16 protein-coding genes and 2 pseudogenes are annotated in these 13,987 nt (G+C 32.3%); 14 read left to right on the top strand and 4 right to left on the bottom strand.

Features of this window, described 5'->3' with window-relative positions; translation table 11 throughout:
- The first annotated feature begins 64 nt into the window (after positions 1-64).
- The 4 genes from IGJ42_RS03815 (at position 65) to IGJ42_RS03830 (ending at position 4,821) form a co-directional block, all read left to right on the top strand.
- The gene (locus IGJ42_RS03815) at positions 65-1,051 is read left to right on the top strand and encodes a choloylglycine hydrolase family protein (RefSeq protein WP_429961088.1); all 987 of its coding nucleotides are present in this window, start codon (positions 65-67) and stop codon (positions 1,049-1,051) included.
- 22 nt (positions 1,052-1,073) lie between these two features.
- A complete protein-coding gene (locus tag IGJ42_RS03820) occupies positions 1,074-2,444 on the top strand; it encodes a glutamate decarboxylase (RefSeq protein WP_429961089.1) in 1,371 nt (456 codons plus the stop codon).
- Positions 2,445-2,485: 41 nt separating this feature from the next.
- Positions 2,486-3,145: a hypothetical protein gene (locus tag IGJ42_RS03825; protein WP_429961090.1), complete on the top strand. Its 660-nt coding sequence runs from the start codon at positions 2,486-2,488 to the stop codon at positions 3,143-3,145.
- 122 nt (positions 3,146-3,267) lie between these two features.
- Positions 3,268-4,821, top strand: coding sequence for a helix-turn-helix domain-containing protein (locus IGJ42_RS03830; RefSeq protein ID WP_429961091.1), 1,554 nt, complete (start codon positions 3,268-3,270; stop codon positions 4,819-4,821).
- Between the two features lie 1,157 nt (positions 4,822-5,978).
- Here the strand turns inward: IGJ42_RS03830 and IGJ42_RS03835 are convergent.
- The 3 genes from IGJ42_RS03835 to IGJ42_RS03845 all read right to left on the bottom strand — a co-directional run bounded on the left by IGJ42_RS03835 (position 5,979) and on the right by IGJ42_RS03845 (position 7,279).
- Positions 5,979-6,233, bottom strand: a complete 255-nt coding sequence (locus IGJ42_RS03835; protein ID WP_086339268.1) for a toxin-antitoxin system, toxin component — start codon at positions 6,231-6,233, stop codon at positions 5,979-5,981.
- 424 nt (positions 6,234-6,657) lie between these two features.
- Positions 6,658-6,804, bottom strand: a complete 147-nt coding sequence (locus IGJ42_RS03840) for a hypothetical protein (RefSeq protein ID WP_086339269.1) — start codon at positions 6,802-6,804, stop codon at positions 6,658-6,660.
- Positions 6,805-7,033: 229 nt separating this feature from the next.
- Positions 7,034-7,279, bottom strand: coding sequence for a hypothetical protein (locus IGJ42_RS03845; RefSeq protein ID WP_042890047.1), 246 nt, complete (start codon positions 7,277-7,279; stop codon positions 7,034-7,036).
- A 501-nt stretch (positions 7,280-7,780) separates the two neighbouring features.
- On the opposite strand from IGJ42_RS03845, the gene IGJ42_RS03850 reads away from it, so the two are divergent.
- From IGJ42_RS03850 to IGJ42_RS03870, 5 genes and pseudogenes are all read left to right on the top strand, one after another.
- Positions 7,781-8,392, top strand: a complete 612-nt coding sequence (locus IGJ42_RS03850; protein ID WP_254907904.1) for a TetR/AcrR family transcriptional regulator — start codon at positions 7,781-7,783, stop codon at positions 8,390-8,392.
- Between the two features lie 14 nt (positions 8,393-8,406).
- Positions 8,407-9,141: pseudogene (locus tag IGJ42_RS03855) on the top strand (SDR family NAD(P)-dependent oxidoreductase).
- 90 nt (positions 9,142-9,231) lie between these two features.
- Positions 9,232-9,710, top strand: a pseudogene (locus IGJ42_RS03860) (hypothetical protein).
- 140 nt (positions 9,711-9,850) lie between these two features.
- Positions 9,851-9,973: a hypothetical protein gene (locus tag IGJ42_RS03865; RefSeq protein WP_254907905.1), complete on the top strand. Its 123-nt coding sequence runs from the start codon at positions 9,851-9,853 to the stop codon at positions 9,971-9,973.
- Between the two features lie 64 nt (positions 9,974-10,037).
- Positions 10,038-11,042, top strand: coding sequence for an NADP-dependent oxidoreductase (locus IGJ42_RS03870; protein WP_429961093.1), 1,005 nt, complete (start codon positions 10,038-10,040; stop codon positions 11,040-11,042).
- 614 nt (positions 11,043-11,656) lie between these two features.
- On the opposite strand, the gene IGJ42_RS03875 is transcribed toward IGJ42_RS03870, so the two are convergent.
- Positions 11,657-11,824, bottom strand: a complete 168-nt coding sequence (locus IGJ42_RS03875; protein ID WP_176324029.1) for a hypothetical protein — start codon at positions 11,822-11,824, stop codon at positions 11,657-11,659.
- Positions 11,825-11,996: 172 nt separating this feature from the next.
- On the opposite strand from IGJ42_RS03875, the gene IGJ42_RS03880 reads away from it, so the two are divergent.
- The 5 genes from IGJ42_RS03880 (at position 11,997) to IGJ42_RS03900 (ending at position 13,862) form a co-directional block, all read left to right on the top strand.
- Complete coding sequence (locus IGJ42_RS03880; protein WP_429961094.1) at positions 11,997-12,233, top strand: AbrB/MazE/SpoVT family DNA-binding domain-containing protein; 237 nt, start codon at positions 11,997-11,999, stop codon at positions 12,231-12,233.
- The gene (locus IGJ42_RS03885) at positions 12,230-12,643 is read left to right on the top strand and encodes a type II toxin-antitoxin system death-on-curing family toxin (RefSeq protein WP_086339272.1); all 414 of its coding nucleotides are present in this window, start codon (positions 12,230-12,232) and stop codon (positions 12,641-12,643) included. The genes IGJ42_RS03880 and IGJ42_RS03885 overlap by 4 nt, the downstream gene beginning before the upstream one ends.
- Before the next feature lie 343 nt (positions 12,644-12,986).
- Positions 12,987-13,187 carry a cold-shock protein gene (locus tag IGJ42_RS03890; protein WP_005237682.1) on the top strand — a complete coding sequence of 67 codons (201 nt, stop codon included), beginning with the start codon at positions 12,987-12,989 and terminating at the stop codon, positions 13,185-13,187.
- A gap of 68 nt (positions 13,188-13,255) precedes the next feature.
- Positions 13,256-13,471 (top strand): hypothetical protein, encoded by a 216-nt coding sequence (locus IGJ42_RS03895; protein WP_429961095.1) that lies wholly within the window; start codon positions 13,256-13,258, stop codon positions 13,469-13,471.
- 85 nt (positions 13,472-13,556) lie between these two features.
- The gene (locus tag IGJ42_RS03900) at positions 13,557-13,862 is read left to right on the top strand and encodes a hypothetical protein (protein WP_016620690.1); all 306 of its coding nucleotides are present in this window, start codon (positions 13,557-13,559) and stop codon (positions 13,860-13,862) included.
- The last annotated feature ends 125 nt before the right edge of the window (positions 13,863-13,987 follow it).

A 13,987-nucleotide genomic window follows, 5' to 3' on the forward strand; every position in this document is an offset into this window, starting at 1 on the left:
TGATTTCCTCTTAAAATAATAATTGTAATAACAAAACAAAAAATCATAAAAGGAGAAATAGAATATGTGTACAAGTATTTTTACAAGAACAAAAGACCGGAAACATCTTTTGGCAAGGACAATGGATTTCTCATATCCCTTAAATGTTACACCACTTTATATTCCTCGTGATTATTTATGGACATCAGCGAGTGATCAAAAGGTCTGGAGCAATCAACTAGGCTTTTTAGGAACAGGAGAACAAATTTCATGTAACTATTTCGTTAGTGATGGCGTCAACGAAGCTGGAATTTCAATTGCAGAACTTTATCTTCCTGGCGAAGCAGTTTACCAAAAAGAAGCAGAAACTGACAAAATTAATATTTGTCCCCACGAGTTTATTCTTTGGGTATTAGGAAATATTCAATCTTTGGATGCTTTAGAAGAACAATTACCGTTAATAAATTTAGTTAGCCGTCCTGTTCCTGAATTAGGATTCGTTACACCGTTGCATTGGATTATTTCAGATAAAAATGGCCGAGTAATCGTGATTGAACCAACTGAAAAAGAATTATACTTTAAAGAAAATCCTGTTCGTGTTATGACAAATACACCGCATTTAGAATGGCATATTCAAAATCTCAGAAATTATTTAGGTGCGCAGCCAAAACAACTTCCATCAGTGACATTTGACTCTTTTGAAGCAACCCCGTTTTCTCAAGGAACAGGGACCTCAAGCTTGCCCGGTGGATATACTCCTCCTGAACGCTTTGTCAGAGCTGCATTTTTCAAAGAATATATCGATCAAGCGGAGAATGAAGAAGAAGGCGTTATGAACGCATTGAATATCTTGTCTACTGTCAGCATACCTAAAGGAATTGTACTAAAAGAAACTGGTGAGCAAGATTATTCTCAGTTTATTAGTATTATGTGCAACGAGACAAAATCAATCTATTATAAAGACTATGATAGTAATAGTGTTACAAAAGCAATGATTACCGAAAAATTACTTGAAGAGTCAACTGTACAAAAATTCCCAGTTGATCGTAACCTTATAATTAAATCTGTCTAACCAATATTTGGAGGGAAAATTAATGACTAACAACACACCACTGTTCGGCACCAAACAATCAAGTGAAGATGTTATTTTAAAAAAATTGAGAAAAAAGCCAGTACAACCAGAATTAGCCTATCGATTAATTAAAGATCAATTGATCGATGAAGGAAATGCTCGCCAAAATATGGCTACGTTTTGTCAAACATATATGGAACCCGAAGCAACGAAACTAATGACAGAAACATTTGAAAAGAATGCTATTGATAAATCTGAATATCCAAGTACCGCACAAATAGAGAAAGCCTGTGTAAATATTATTGCAGATTTATGGCATGTTCCCGATCAAGAAAAGATGATTGGTACATCAACTGTTGGGTCAAGTGAAGCATGTATGCTCGGTGGCATGGCGATGAAATTTAAATGGCGTAATGAAGCCATTGCTCGCGGATTAGATGTACAAAAGAAAAAACCAAACCTTGTGATTTCATCAGGATTTCAAGTATGCTGGGAAAAGTTCTGTGTTTACTGGGATATTGAAATGCGTACTGTACCGATGGATAAGGAACATATGAGTATTAATATCGACAAAGTTATGAATTATGTTGATGACTATACCATTGGAATTGTTGGTATTTTGGGAATCACTTATACAGGAAAATTTGATGATATCAAAGCTTTAGACCAGTTGGTTGAAGATTATAACCAAGAAAATGGTCGCTCACTAGGAATTCATGTGGATGGTGCAAGTGGAGCGATGTTCGCCCCCTTCGTATTTCCAGATTTGGAATGGGATTTCCGACTAAAAAATGTAGTGTCAATCAATACTTCTGGTCACAAATATGGTCTGGTTTATCCAGGTGTCGGATGGATTGTTTGGCGAGATCGAGTATATTTACCGGAAGAATTGATCTTTAATGTAAGCTATTTGGGTGGGCATATGCCAACTATGGCGATTAATTTTTCTCGTGGAGCGAGTCAAATTTTAGGTCAATACTATAATTTTTATCGTTATGGCTTTGATGGTTACCGAGATATTCACAAGCGTACCCAAAAAGTAGCAATGAAAGTAGCTAAAGCAATAGAAGAGACAGGTTTATTCGATATCTATAACAATGGCGAGAATATCCCACTCGTTTGCTACAAATTGAAAGACGATCAACAAGTGGCTTGGACTTTGTATGACTTAGCTGATCGCTTGCAAATGAAAGGTTGGCAAGTTCCAGCTTATCCATTGCCTAAAGACTTAGATGAAGTTGTTATTCAACGTTTTGTTTGCCGAGGAGATTTTGGAATGAACATGGCCGAGGAACTTATCAATGACTTTAATGCCTCTATTTCTGAACTGACCAAAGCAAATGTTTCTATGCATGCTAATGAAGGTCCCCACACTCATGGCTTTACACACTGATTAAAGAAGGTAAAATAAAAATATTATTGGAGGAAAAAATAATGAAATACAGTAAAGGAATAGGAATTGCAACCGTGACCATCGGAATGTTTTCCTTATTAGGCGCATGTGGGAAAGTAGAAGAAACAAGTAAAATTGCTGATGTATCAGGAACAGAGGTTTTATACACAGACGATTCTGGTGATGAAGCAGTTGTAGGTGAAGGGTATCTTAAAGATGATGGCTATTTTAAACAAATCGTGTCGACAAATATTAATCCAAAAATAAAAGACATATTGTCTTATAATACTAACTATGAAAATGATGATTGGGATGCGATTAATCTTAATATTGATCATATGAAGCTAGTCACAGTTGATCACTATGAAGATACGGAGGATGACACATATAAAACTCTCCTCTCATTAAAATATAAAATGTATCTTAAAGATAATACTTATCGTTTTGTGTCACCAAATCATGCTGAAATTGTACTTGCTGATGGCTCAAAAGTTGAAGCTGATTTTTTCACAAATACATGGAATGATGAATTTACTAAATCAAATGACCACAAAGACGGCTATATCCACTTTAAAGTGAAAGACGAAGAAAATCTTCCTGATATCACAGCAATTGAGATTACTTTTCATGCAAGAAATGAGGATAATGATATGATAGAGCATACGTATACCGTTAAGTTCCCAATTGAATCTGAAAATTAGTAAATATACACTCAATAATAATAATTACTGATTTTTTGAAAAAAATTTCCCAAAGGATTTTAAGATATAAATAAAATTAAACAATAAAGAAAGCAATTTGAATGTTGAATGGAGTGTTGGGTATGAGAAGAGAATTATTTCAATTACTGGAAAAAAGAAATAAAATCAGTTATCAATTAATTGAATTATTTCAAATTGAAAATAGTTGGCTCGAGGTAAAAAAAATAAGTTCTGAATTGGATATTAGCAACCGAAGTGCCCAACGCTACATTCACTATTTAGAAGAGTTAGTTAATGAATATAATGATGAAAAACAAAAAAGTTTGATAATGCATTATGAAAAGTTCAAAGGTATTAAATTTGACTTTAGTGACTCTTCAATAGAACAATTTAAATTGTATATTTTTTGCAATGATCAAAATATGAGACTGCTTTTGGATCTATGCTTATTAAAAACCGAACCAATCAAGAAATATTCTCAGAAGCATTTTATTAGTATATACGCAATAAAAAATGCATTAATAGAAATAGAGCCATTACTGACTTCTTTTGATCTTAAGGTCGATTCTAAAAAATTAACGTTGGTTGGTGAAGAAAAAACTATCAGGATCTTTATTTATAACATTCTCTGGTCAATCTACAAAAATGATTGTTGGCCATTTCACTATATCGATGAACAGCGATTGTACCAATCAATTGATACAATCGAACAAGAATTAGATTTAACTTTCTCCAATATTCAAAGAAAACAAATATCTTATTTCATGGCGATTTGTTTGATTCGCAATCGTAAGAAATTGTATATTGATCATTATCCTGAATGGGAAAAATACGTTAATATTAAATCTTTGAGCAGTAAAGAAGAAATACTCATTAAAGGTATGCGTCACTATCAAATTTTTGACAGTAATGAAATTTTGTTTATTCTTATGATAATGGAAACTAAGCACCGAATGTATAAATCTGATAAAATAAAAAAAAGAGTGCTAAAATATCATAAAAAAAATGATACCGATATTTATAGATTAACCAATCAAATGATAGATAAATTTGAACAAGAATTTTTCTCAATACCACCAGAGAGTCTTGAATTAGTTTACACGTACTGTTTCTGTACTCACCTTCAATCTAAAATTTTTCCGAATGTCCCTCTTGATGCAGATGGATATGGAACGTTTGAGAATACAGATGCACTACAACATTTAAACAATAAGATTCTAAAGTTTATTCGCGAGATGAAACATGAAGAAAACGAGACAATTTTGGCGCAAGAAGCTTTCTTAGTTAAAAAATACTTGGCTCTCTTTTCTTATTTTGGTCGTTTGACTGATTATGAACCACAAATCAATGTAGTCATTGATTCAGATTTACCTTTTCTAGTTCAGGAAGATCTGAAAAGAAGATTAAGAGGGCAGTTTGATAAATATTTTAACTTGCAAATGTCTGAAACTATTCCAAAGGATAGAGATAACTACCTAGTTATTACCACAATGCCATCACTTAAAAATACGGTTGAAACTATATGTGTAGTTGACCCCCCTTTGTTTTACCGTGACTATCAAATGATCGAAGAAATATTAACGTATAAATTACAACAACTCTATCAAGATACAATGAATAGAACAAACCATCAATCAATAAAAGTAAATAACAATGAGGTTTTGGCTATTAGTTAACAGGAAATGCTAAGTGGTTTAAAAAACAATTCTATGATAAAGCAATGTAAATTCTTTTCCAGATTAATTTTTTATTTTCAATGATTGGATAACCTTTGCTTAATTAAATTCTCCTTCAAATGTGTACAAAAAATTAAGCTACTATATTTTATAAAAAACTACAAGGATGTTTTTAAGTGTTTGTATTAAATATCAGATGTTTGTGTAAAAAAATGAAATGAAAGAGATACAATCGGATTCTTTACCATTCGTCAAAACAGCTCAATCCTGAGAGGCTCTAAGAGAAAATCACTTTTCTTTTAGCGCCTTTTTTCCATAACTTGTTTAAATGTGACTTATCATCTTCTATAATCCATCTTAAGTAATATTTGAGAGGTGGCTAAAAATGAAGAGCATGGAATCAATTCGCGACAAAAATAAAGATCTAAGAGTTGTTCATGACGATAATTCTTAAAAATATCAAAAAACTAACTTGTACTATGAAGAATTATATCGAGAGTTTAAACGTTTTTATAATGACGAGATAATTTTTTTGAAAATGGAGGAACCATATTGCGTTAAATGCATAAATTCAAATTTTGTTAGAATTAGATAAAGCATTCATTGGGGATTACTTCTTGAGTCAGAAAATCAGTTAATCAATATGATTCTTCATGAAAAAATTCATTTTATCGGGAAGCTACCGGAAGAAACATGGACGAACAATCAGGATGGGGAGGATTTATTAAGGGAAGAGCGATTAAAAGAGCGTTGGTGTGTATTGACAAGAAACCAATTATTTCGAAAATACAAAAAATGTAAAAGTAAATATAGTAATAAATTACGCACCTGTTTTCAATTTATTACTTAGCAAAGAATATTTGGAATTTCTGAAAAAGACTTATCTTATCAGAAGCAATATCAAATAATTTTATATAAATATTTGACTAGCGAGGAATAATTTGATGCTTTCCTCGCCAGAAATAATTTATCCAAGGAGAAAAATCAGCTTTTGAAACCAGCCCCTTACTCAACTTAACCTTAGAAGAGATTAATTGCCAAACAATTAAGAAAACTTAATTGTTTAAAAATCCATTACAAATAATTAAAAAATTACTTGTGAATATCAAGCTGGTCATTCTTTTAGACATTTTTATAGGTATTACTTCAATTGATTTTTAAGAGAGATATTTGAAACTAACATTTTGATCTTTTAATTGTTTAATGAGTTCTGTAACATAGGCATCCTGGAAAATTTTATGGAAGGTTTGTAGGAATTCTTCGGATGTGGAATTGAATTTTTTCTCTGAAAACTCAAGTACTTCAATGGGTGTTTCGAACTCTGCAATAACTGAGGTACTATCGAAAGAATCAGCCGCTTGTATGGATACATTTTTCATTAGTGAAACAATATCAATTTTTGTTTTTAACATAAAGTCACCTCTTTGTATAATTTTAAAATAAAATAATAAATCAGATAAAGCTAACGAAGAATTAGAATACTGCACCAGAGTATTAATTATACATCTCTTTAATGAACACTGCTTAAAGGAAATTATGACAAATTTCAATTAAAGCATGAATTTGACTGTGAGATACAAATTAACTCTATCAATCTTGAATAGCCTAAACTTATTGAAAAAGTTAATATAAGAGAAAGTACTATAGCTTCAGTTCTGTCATTTAATTCTGGTGAAGGTTTGATATTCCATAAAATTTTGGTTCTGAAGACATAGTAAATATAGTTTAGGTTAATCATAAAAGTAAAAATAAGCAAATATTAACATAAAGTGGAGTGAATCAAGTGAAATATATAAATTTTTTTAGCGAAAAAATGACTTCTCTACTTCCAATCAACTATTCTACTTTATTTACTCTTCCGCCTATCTTGGATGCAAATTCTTCTGCTTCAGATTTATATTGAAATAATCTTGCTTTGCTTTTAAAAAGTGTTCGGTACCCGTTAGGTGTTATATAGCCATGCAATACTTTTACAACGTACATTAAATATAGTCTCCTTTCATTAGTGCTCAGATTACTATTAATTAATTCCAAGGTATAGTAGATTTTGAAAAGCGTATTCGAGAAGAGGCTGTTTAGAATAATCAAAATTTATTGAAAATAAATTAATAAAAAGTGAAAGCTAGTATTTTGTTCATAAATGAGCAAAATTGGTCTTTATAATAACATTTTCTTTTTTGTATTTTTAATTTTTGAGAATTGAAAATAAGAATCAATCAAGAACTCTAACAGCAAGATATTCATCTTTGTAGAAATAAAACCTAACATCATTATCGTTATGATTCATATTTTCATCAAAAATTCTACGCAATACATCTTGATACTTATAACTACGAGTGATGATATATAAATTGGAAAGCTCCTCTGTATTTAAATTGACGAATGAGATTCTTTCTTCATGGAAGCCAACATAACTATTATTTTCTGGCACTAACCATATTACAGTCTTGTAAATCATGCGATCACTTCCTTTTATGTAGTATAACATATTCAACCTTTTATATCTCCTTATTGGTAGTAAGCGCTTAAATAGAAAGAAATTAAAAAGTATTTTTGCTTATGTATGATTCAGTTTAGTTCCGTTCTTTACTATTTTCTTTATGGTTTTAAAAGCTACTGTTAAAACTTTATATGACAAGCCTGATATTTTTCTCGCAACGTATTATTTGTTTGTAGGTTGATTACTTAAGATACTATACTATCAGAATTATGTCTCTATTGGTGGAAAATAGCAAATGGATTGTATGGGAATAATGTTAGTGTAAAGAGTTTATTAGGTTACATGAGAAGCAAAATAATCTTTTTACTTTACAAGGGTTAGTAAATTAAGCTTATTTAGCGTTTTAAACAAAATACTTTGTAAAATTTAATAATTATGCTATTTCGAGAATGATCGTTCTAATAATTTCGAAAAGAGGATTTCTTTTTTAGATATTTTTTAGAAGGCTCGTTCTAAATAATGGACCAAATGAAAATTACAAACAAAGGAGTTGATAATATGGGGAGACCAAAGGAGTTTGATACTCAAGAAGTTTTAGATCGAGCGATGGATGTCTTTTGGGAAAATGGATATGGAGCTACTTCGATACAGGATTTAGTCGATGCAATGGGGATTCATCGACGTAGCATTTATGATACTTTTGGCGATAAGCACAATCTATTTGTTCTATCCCTAAAGCGCTATGAAGAAATGATTTCTCGTAAAATAGAAAAAACGTTATCTGTAAGAATATCAGGATATGACCGTTTAAAGGGTCTTTTTTCAATCGTTCTTTCGACGGAGAAAAATAGGGCAGGATGCTTAATTGTAAATTCTGCAACCGAACTAGCATACATTGATCCTAGTATAGCTAAAGAAGTTCAAGATTATTTTGATCGTGAAGTTCAAATTATTTCTGAGATATTGGAGAAAGCGCAAGAGAAAAATCAATTGACGCCAAATACGAATATACAAGCGTTAGCATACTATCTTCATAATGAATTAGTTGGTATTCGAGTATTGGCAAAAACAACGAATGATTCTCAAAAATTAAATATAATTATTGACCAAACACTAAAAAATATATTCTAAAGGAGTCACAAAACATAGAATTTACAGTGATTACAGGAGCTAGTTCAGGAATTGGCTATGAAGCAGCTCTGGCATTTTCCGCAAAAGGAAAGAATTTGATATTAGTAGCCAGACGAATGGATAAATTAGAGGAACTGTAGGAAAAGATTCTTTTTGAAGATAATACACTTAACATTGTTCTCAAAAGTAGCGATTTATCTGATCGAGGACAGGTCTATGAATTATATGAAGACTTGAAATCCTATAATATTGAAACATGGATTAATAATGCAGGCTTAGGAGATTCGGGTTTAATCATTAATGAAGACCTCCTGAAAATAGAATCTATGTTACGAGTAAACATTGATGCAGTAACTATTTTGTCTACTCTTTTTGCACAAGAATATGCCGATAAAGAAAATACACAATTAATCAATGTTTCATCAGCTATGGGTTATATACTTGCATTAGGTAATACCATTTATTCGGCAACAAATTATTATGTTAGCTTTTATACCGAGGGTTTAGCGAAAGAATTGCAAGGACATCGACTGAAAGCGAAAGTTTTGACACCAGCAATCACGGAAACAGAATTTATTGCTAAAGCTAATAATCTTGATAGTTTTGACTATAGCACGGGTGTGAAACAGTATCATACAGCAAAGGAAATGGCACAATTCTTGATCAAGCTATATGAAAGTGATCATATCGTAGGGATTGTAAATGAAAAGAACGAATTTGTATTGAATGATGGAATTCACCCAATATGACAAAGATTATAAGATAAGGGAGAAAACAAAATGGATAAATTATTCGAAGAAAATCAATTAGGGGAGATCCTATTAAAAAACAGGCTGGTTATGGCGCCGATGACTCGTAATCGCGCAACAGAAGATGGTCTTCCTGGAGAATACGCAGAAAAGTACTACGGACAACGCACTTTAATGGGATTGATTATTACTGAAGGCGTACAACCATCAGAAATAGGTCAAGGTTATCTTAATACGCAGGAATTTATACTATCGAACAAGCCAACGCATGGAAGACAATAATTGATGAAGTCCATGCAAAAGGTGGGAAAATTTTTATTCAATTAATGTATGTTGGGAGAATATCACACCCGGATAACTTGCCCTCTCATAAAAAAGCAATCGCACCTAAAGAAAAAATGTTTACACTTACAGGAATGCAAGATATTCCTGTTCCGAAAGCCATACAAACAAAAGATATTCCTACTATCATTGATGAGTACCGTCATGCTGCCTCTTTAGCAATCGAAGCAGGAGCAGATGGTGTGGAAATTCATGGAGTAAACGGCTATTTAATCCACTGCATGTAGGAAAAGAAGCGTTTTTACAAGATATTAGCCATTTATGGGACAGTGTTTTAATCGTAAACAGACCATATCGCCCATTATCAAGTTTAGCGAGTGATTTAGAGAATGATTTAGCTGATCTTGTTTCGGTAGGAGTCATCTCTTTGGCGAATCCTGATCTAGTGGAACGATTAAAAAATGAGTATCCCTTAGATGCACCGAATCCAAATACGTTTTATGTCAACCAAGGAGAAGTTGGCTATGCCGATTATCCTGAAATGAACTAGACAACAAAAGAAACCATCAATAAAAAAATATTGGTGGTTTCTTTAATAGGAGAGTGAAATTTAGATGAAAGCAGCGCAAATCAATCATTATTCCAAATCAATTGATGTAAAAATTACAGATATTCCAATTCCAAAAATTTCAAAGCATGAGGTGCTAATTAAAGTAAAAGTGGCCGCAGTCAATCCATTAGAAACTTTAAATATTACGGGTGCTGTAAAGTTGATTCAAGACTACCCAAAACCATTGACACTTGGAAATGAATTAACGGGGATAATCGAAGCTGCCGGAAGTGAAGTAACCAATTTTAAAAAAGGAGATAAAGTCTATACAAGATTACCAGTGGATAAAATTGGCGCATTTGCGGAATATGTCGCAGTCGATCAATCAGCAATTTGGTTTTTACCCACGAATTTAGATTTTGTTACCGGGGCTGGTGTTCCTTTGACTGGACTTACCGCTTATCAAGGATTGACAGAAATATTACAAGTTCAAGCTGGTCAATCTGTTTTTATTTCTGGTGGCTCAGGGAGCTTCGGGCAAATGGCAGTGCCACTTGCGAAACATCTTGGGTTACATGTCATTGTATCAGGAAATGCAGCTGCAAAAGAACGAATTCTCCAAGCAGGTGCAGATCGATATTTAAATTATAAAAAAGAAAACTATTGGGAAGTTCTAGATAAAGTTGATTTTGTTATAGATACGCTAGGCGCGAAAGAAATTGATCGGGAGCTTTCTATCATCAAATCTGGCGGGAAATTACTTAGTTTGATTGTAGGGCCAAATAAGCAATTTGCAGTCAATCAAAACATGCCAAAATGGAAACAATTGGTATTCGGAGTAGCAGGCGCCAAGATAGATCAAAAAGCGAAGAAACATGGTGTTGAGTATTGTTTTATTTTTGTTCAAGCGAATGGGCAGCAATTACGAGCAATATCAGAAATCGTAGAAAAAGAAAATATCGTACCAAAAATTGATTCACATGAGTTCGCATTAGAACAAGTGAACGAAGCTATAACATTTGTCAAAGAGGGTCATCCTAATGGCAAGGTAGTGGTCAAATTGGATTGAGAAAGGAGATACAGAAACAAATGCAACCGATAGTTCGTTATTTGAGGACAACACATTAATCTTTAGCAGGGAAAGCACTTATCAAGAAATTTGTTGATCTAATTGTTAGAGCCAACCACGATAATATAAAATCCCTCCTGTTCGAATCTGAATAAGAGGGATTTGGTCGTAAGAAAAAAATTGGACGATAGTTTAATTAATAATATCTATTATGTAATAATAATGATAAGATAAAAAAGAAGAGTGCTAGGTAAGCTTAGAAAGACTTCCCCCAAAACTTCCCCAAACTTTCTAGCCTAGTACTCTTCTTTTTTAATACACCTTGCATAATAACCCTACATTAAAAAAAATTCATTAGCAAGCATTTTTTGTCAATTTATATTAGCTTAATTTCGAACTATAGATTTTACTCTTGGTAACTATGCACATCCGCTTTTTTTCAAGCGGTTTTTTTTTATTAAAATTGTAAGTCCGCTTTTAATAAGATGTCAGATTTCGGTCTATTGTCGGTCCAATGGCTAAACAACCGTATCCACCTACGCCATTTTTTAATCACGTTATCCCAATAAAACAATTGAACTGATCCGTTATGCAAAATAACTTTATGGTAGGCTCTAGTTCCCCCATCCTAAATTACGCCAATGGTTTTCAAATACCCACACATCACCTTTTGGTGTTGCTGAATGGTACTGAGCAATTTTAGTAATACCTGCCACGAATCTGTCCGGTTTCATTGATCCCATGATTCTTGAATCACCTTGTAAATCTACAATTTTTGTCATAATGTCTCCATCCTAATTTTTTAAGCTTTAACAACTTTGTTTTCCAACTTATTATATGCATTAAAGTAGTACTCGTCTTTGCCACAGTGCTTTCTAAGGGATACTATACACAGAATAAAAACTTTTGAGCGTTTAGGATATACGGTGTATACATAATATGGGAGCTGATAATATGAATATTAAAAAAAGGAAGATTAGAGAAGTAGGTAACTCAATAGTTGTAACTTTATCAAAAGAAAGTTTATTACAAAAGGGTTTGAAGTCTGGAGATACAATTTTTATTGATGAAGACAAAATGATGGATGCGATCGTGAAGGAAGAAAGCAATTTAGATCTTGAAATTGATATGTATGTGAACCAAGCTCTATCTGAATGTGATGCTGCATTTAAGGAACTCGTTGATGGATGATCTATTTAAGTGAAAAAGATATAGTAAAATTAAATGTCATTCAAATAAAGAATTATTCACCGCAGGAAACAATTGGTATCATTGATAAAAATGCGTTGAGTATGGCTGTTAATGAACCCAAACAACATATTTTTGAAAAAGATTTATATCATGATGGGTTCAGCAAAACAGCAGTCCTGTTAATAAACCTGATCAAAAAACATCCATTTCATAATGCAAACAAACGTACAGCATTTTTAGCTGCATATGTTTTTCTTAAGCTAAATGGCCATTCCCTAAAAATGGAAAATCAGGAAGTTGTAGAATTTGTAGTTAGAATTGCTACGTATCAGGGTGAATTTGATACCTTAAAGAATTTAACAACAGACATGCTAAAAAACAATTCAACGAAGATTGATCCCAAAGAATAGAAGCAAACTAGTGATTCATTTAAGTATGGAGATTTAGTTTACTTCTATTTTTGGGGTTAAGAAATATTATTATGTAGATATAGGAAGAGCTTTTAAGAGATACTTAGATAGACAAAAATTGCCATGTGCATCAGGCGTAAATTCCATGTCATTAAGCTTTACTTTAAAAAAATACCTTATTTCCAAAAAACTACATTCCTATATAATTATGTGGTATACTACTTATAGTGATATATTTTGAAACGTATTAAGAGTGCTATACTTAAACTTATACTCTCCTTTTGCTAATCAAACATTTATTGCAACAAAACGCATACGTAGAGATGCACAAGGAGGAAACAGTATGAATAAAGGTACAGTGAAATGGTTTAATTCAGATAAAGGTTTTGGGTTCATTACAGGAGAAGATGGTCAAGATGTCTTTGCTCATTTTTCAGCGATTCAAGCGGATGGATTTAAATCTTTAGATGAAGGTCAAGCAGTTACTTTTGATACTGAAGAAGGTCAACGTGGCTTGCAAGCTGCTAATATATATAAAGCATAAAAGGATCTTTTAAACTCGTCTCAACGTGTGTGAGGCGGGTTTTTTCATACTTTAAAGGAGGGGTGAGAATGAGTTTTTCACATTGGAAACCACAAGAACCTTCAGTAGAAGGACAAGAATTTCATAAAGATCAACAAGTCTTATTTAAATATAGAAAAAAACAAGTAGCAGGAACAATTATAAAACTACTCAGTAATTCAGCAGTTGTAAGCTTATCACATTCAGAAGTGACGAATACTACAGAAAGAACAGTTATAAATTATAAAAATTTAATGAGTAACTGAAATCAATGGAGAACATTCTTAGTGTATATGATGATTTACTATTTATAAGTAAATAGATAGTCGATTTTTTGAATGGAGGAATAAAATGCAAAAAGAAGCTATTCATCAGTTAATTGTAAAATTGACACTTAACAAGGATTGGCTTAATGACCCAGTGATAGTTAATCAGGTGAAATTGTTAGGAGACCAGCTTTCTTGCACTCGACGTTCACCGATTAATTATAATCAGATTCAAGGGATCATTGTTTATTATCTGGATGGTTCGAAAAAGGTGTATACTTCCTTAAAAAGTTGTTGTGAAGGAGAAAAACTCTTTAAAGGAACCATCCAAAAATATATTTTATCCGAGTCTCCAATAGCGGACGGAAGATATTTTCGTATCATTCGATAAAGCTATCAACTTCTTAGTCTATTATCAAAAGTATAGCGTTAGATTTTTCTTTTTATCAAGCGGATGAACGATGAACATTTGGGTTTAGTTTTAGTTTATTAGAAATAGATAAACAAAAAAACTAG

It is taken from the genome of Enterococcus sp. DIV1067f (genome assembly GCF_050543505.1).
GTDB classification, from domain to species: Bacteria; Bacillota; Bacilli; order Lactobacillales; family Enterococcaceae; genus Enterococcus_D; species Enterococcus_D entomosocium.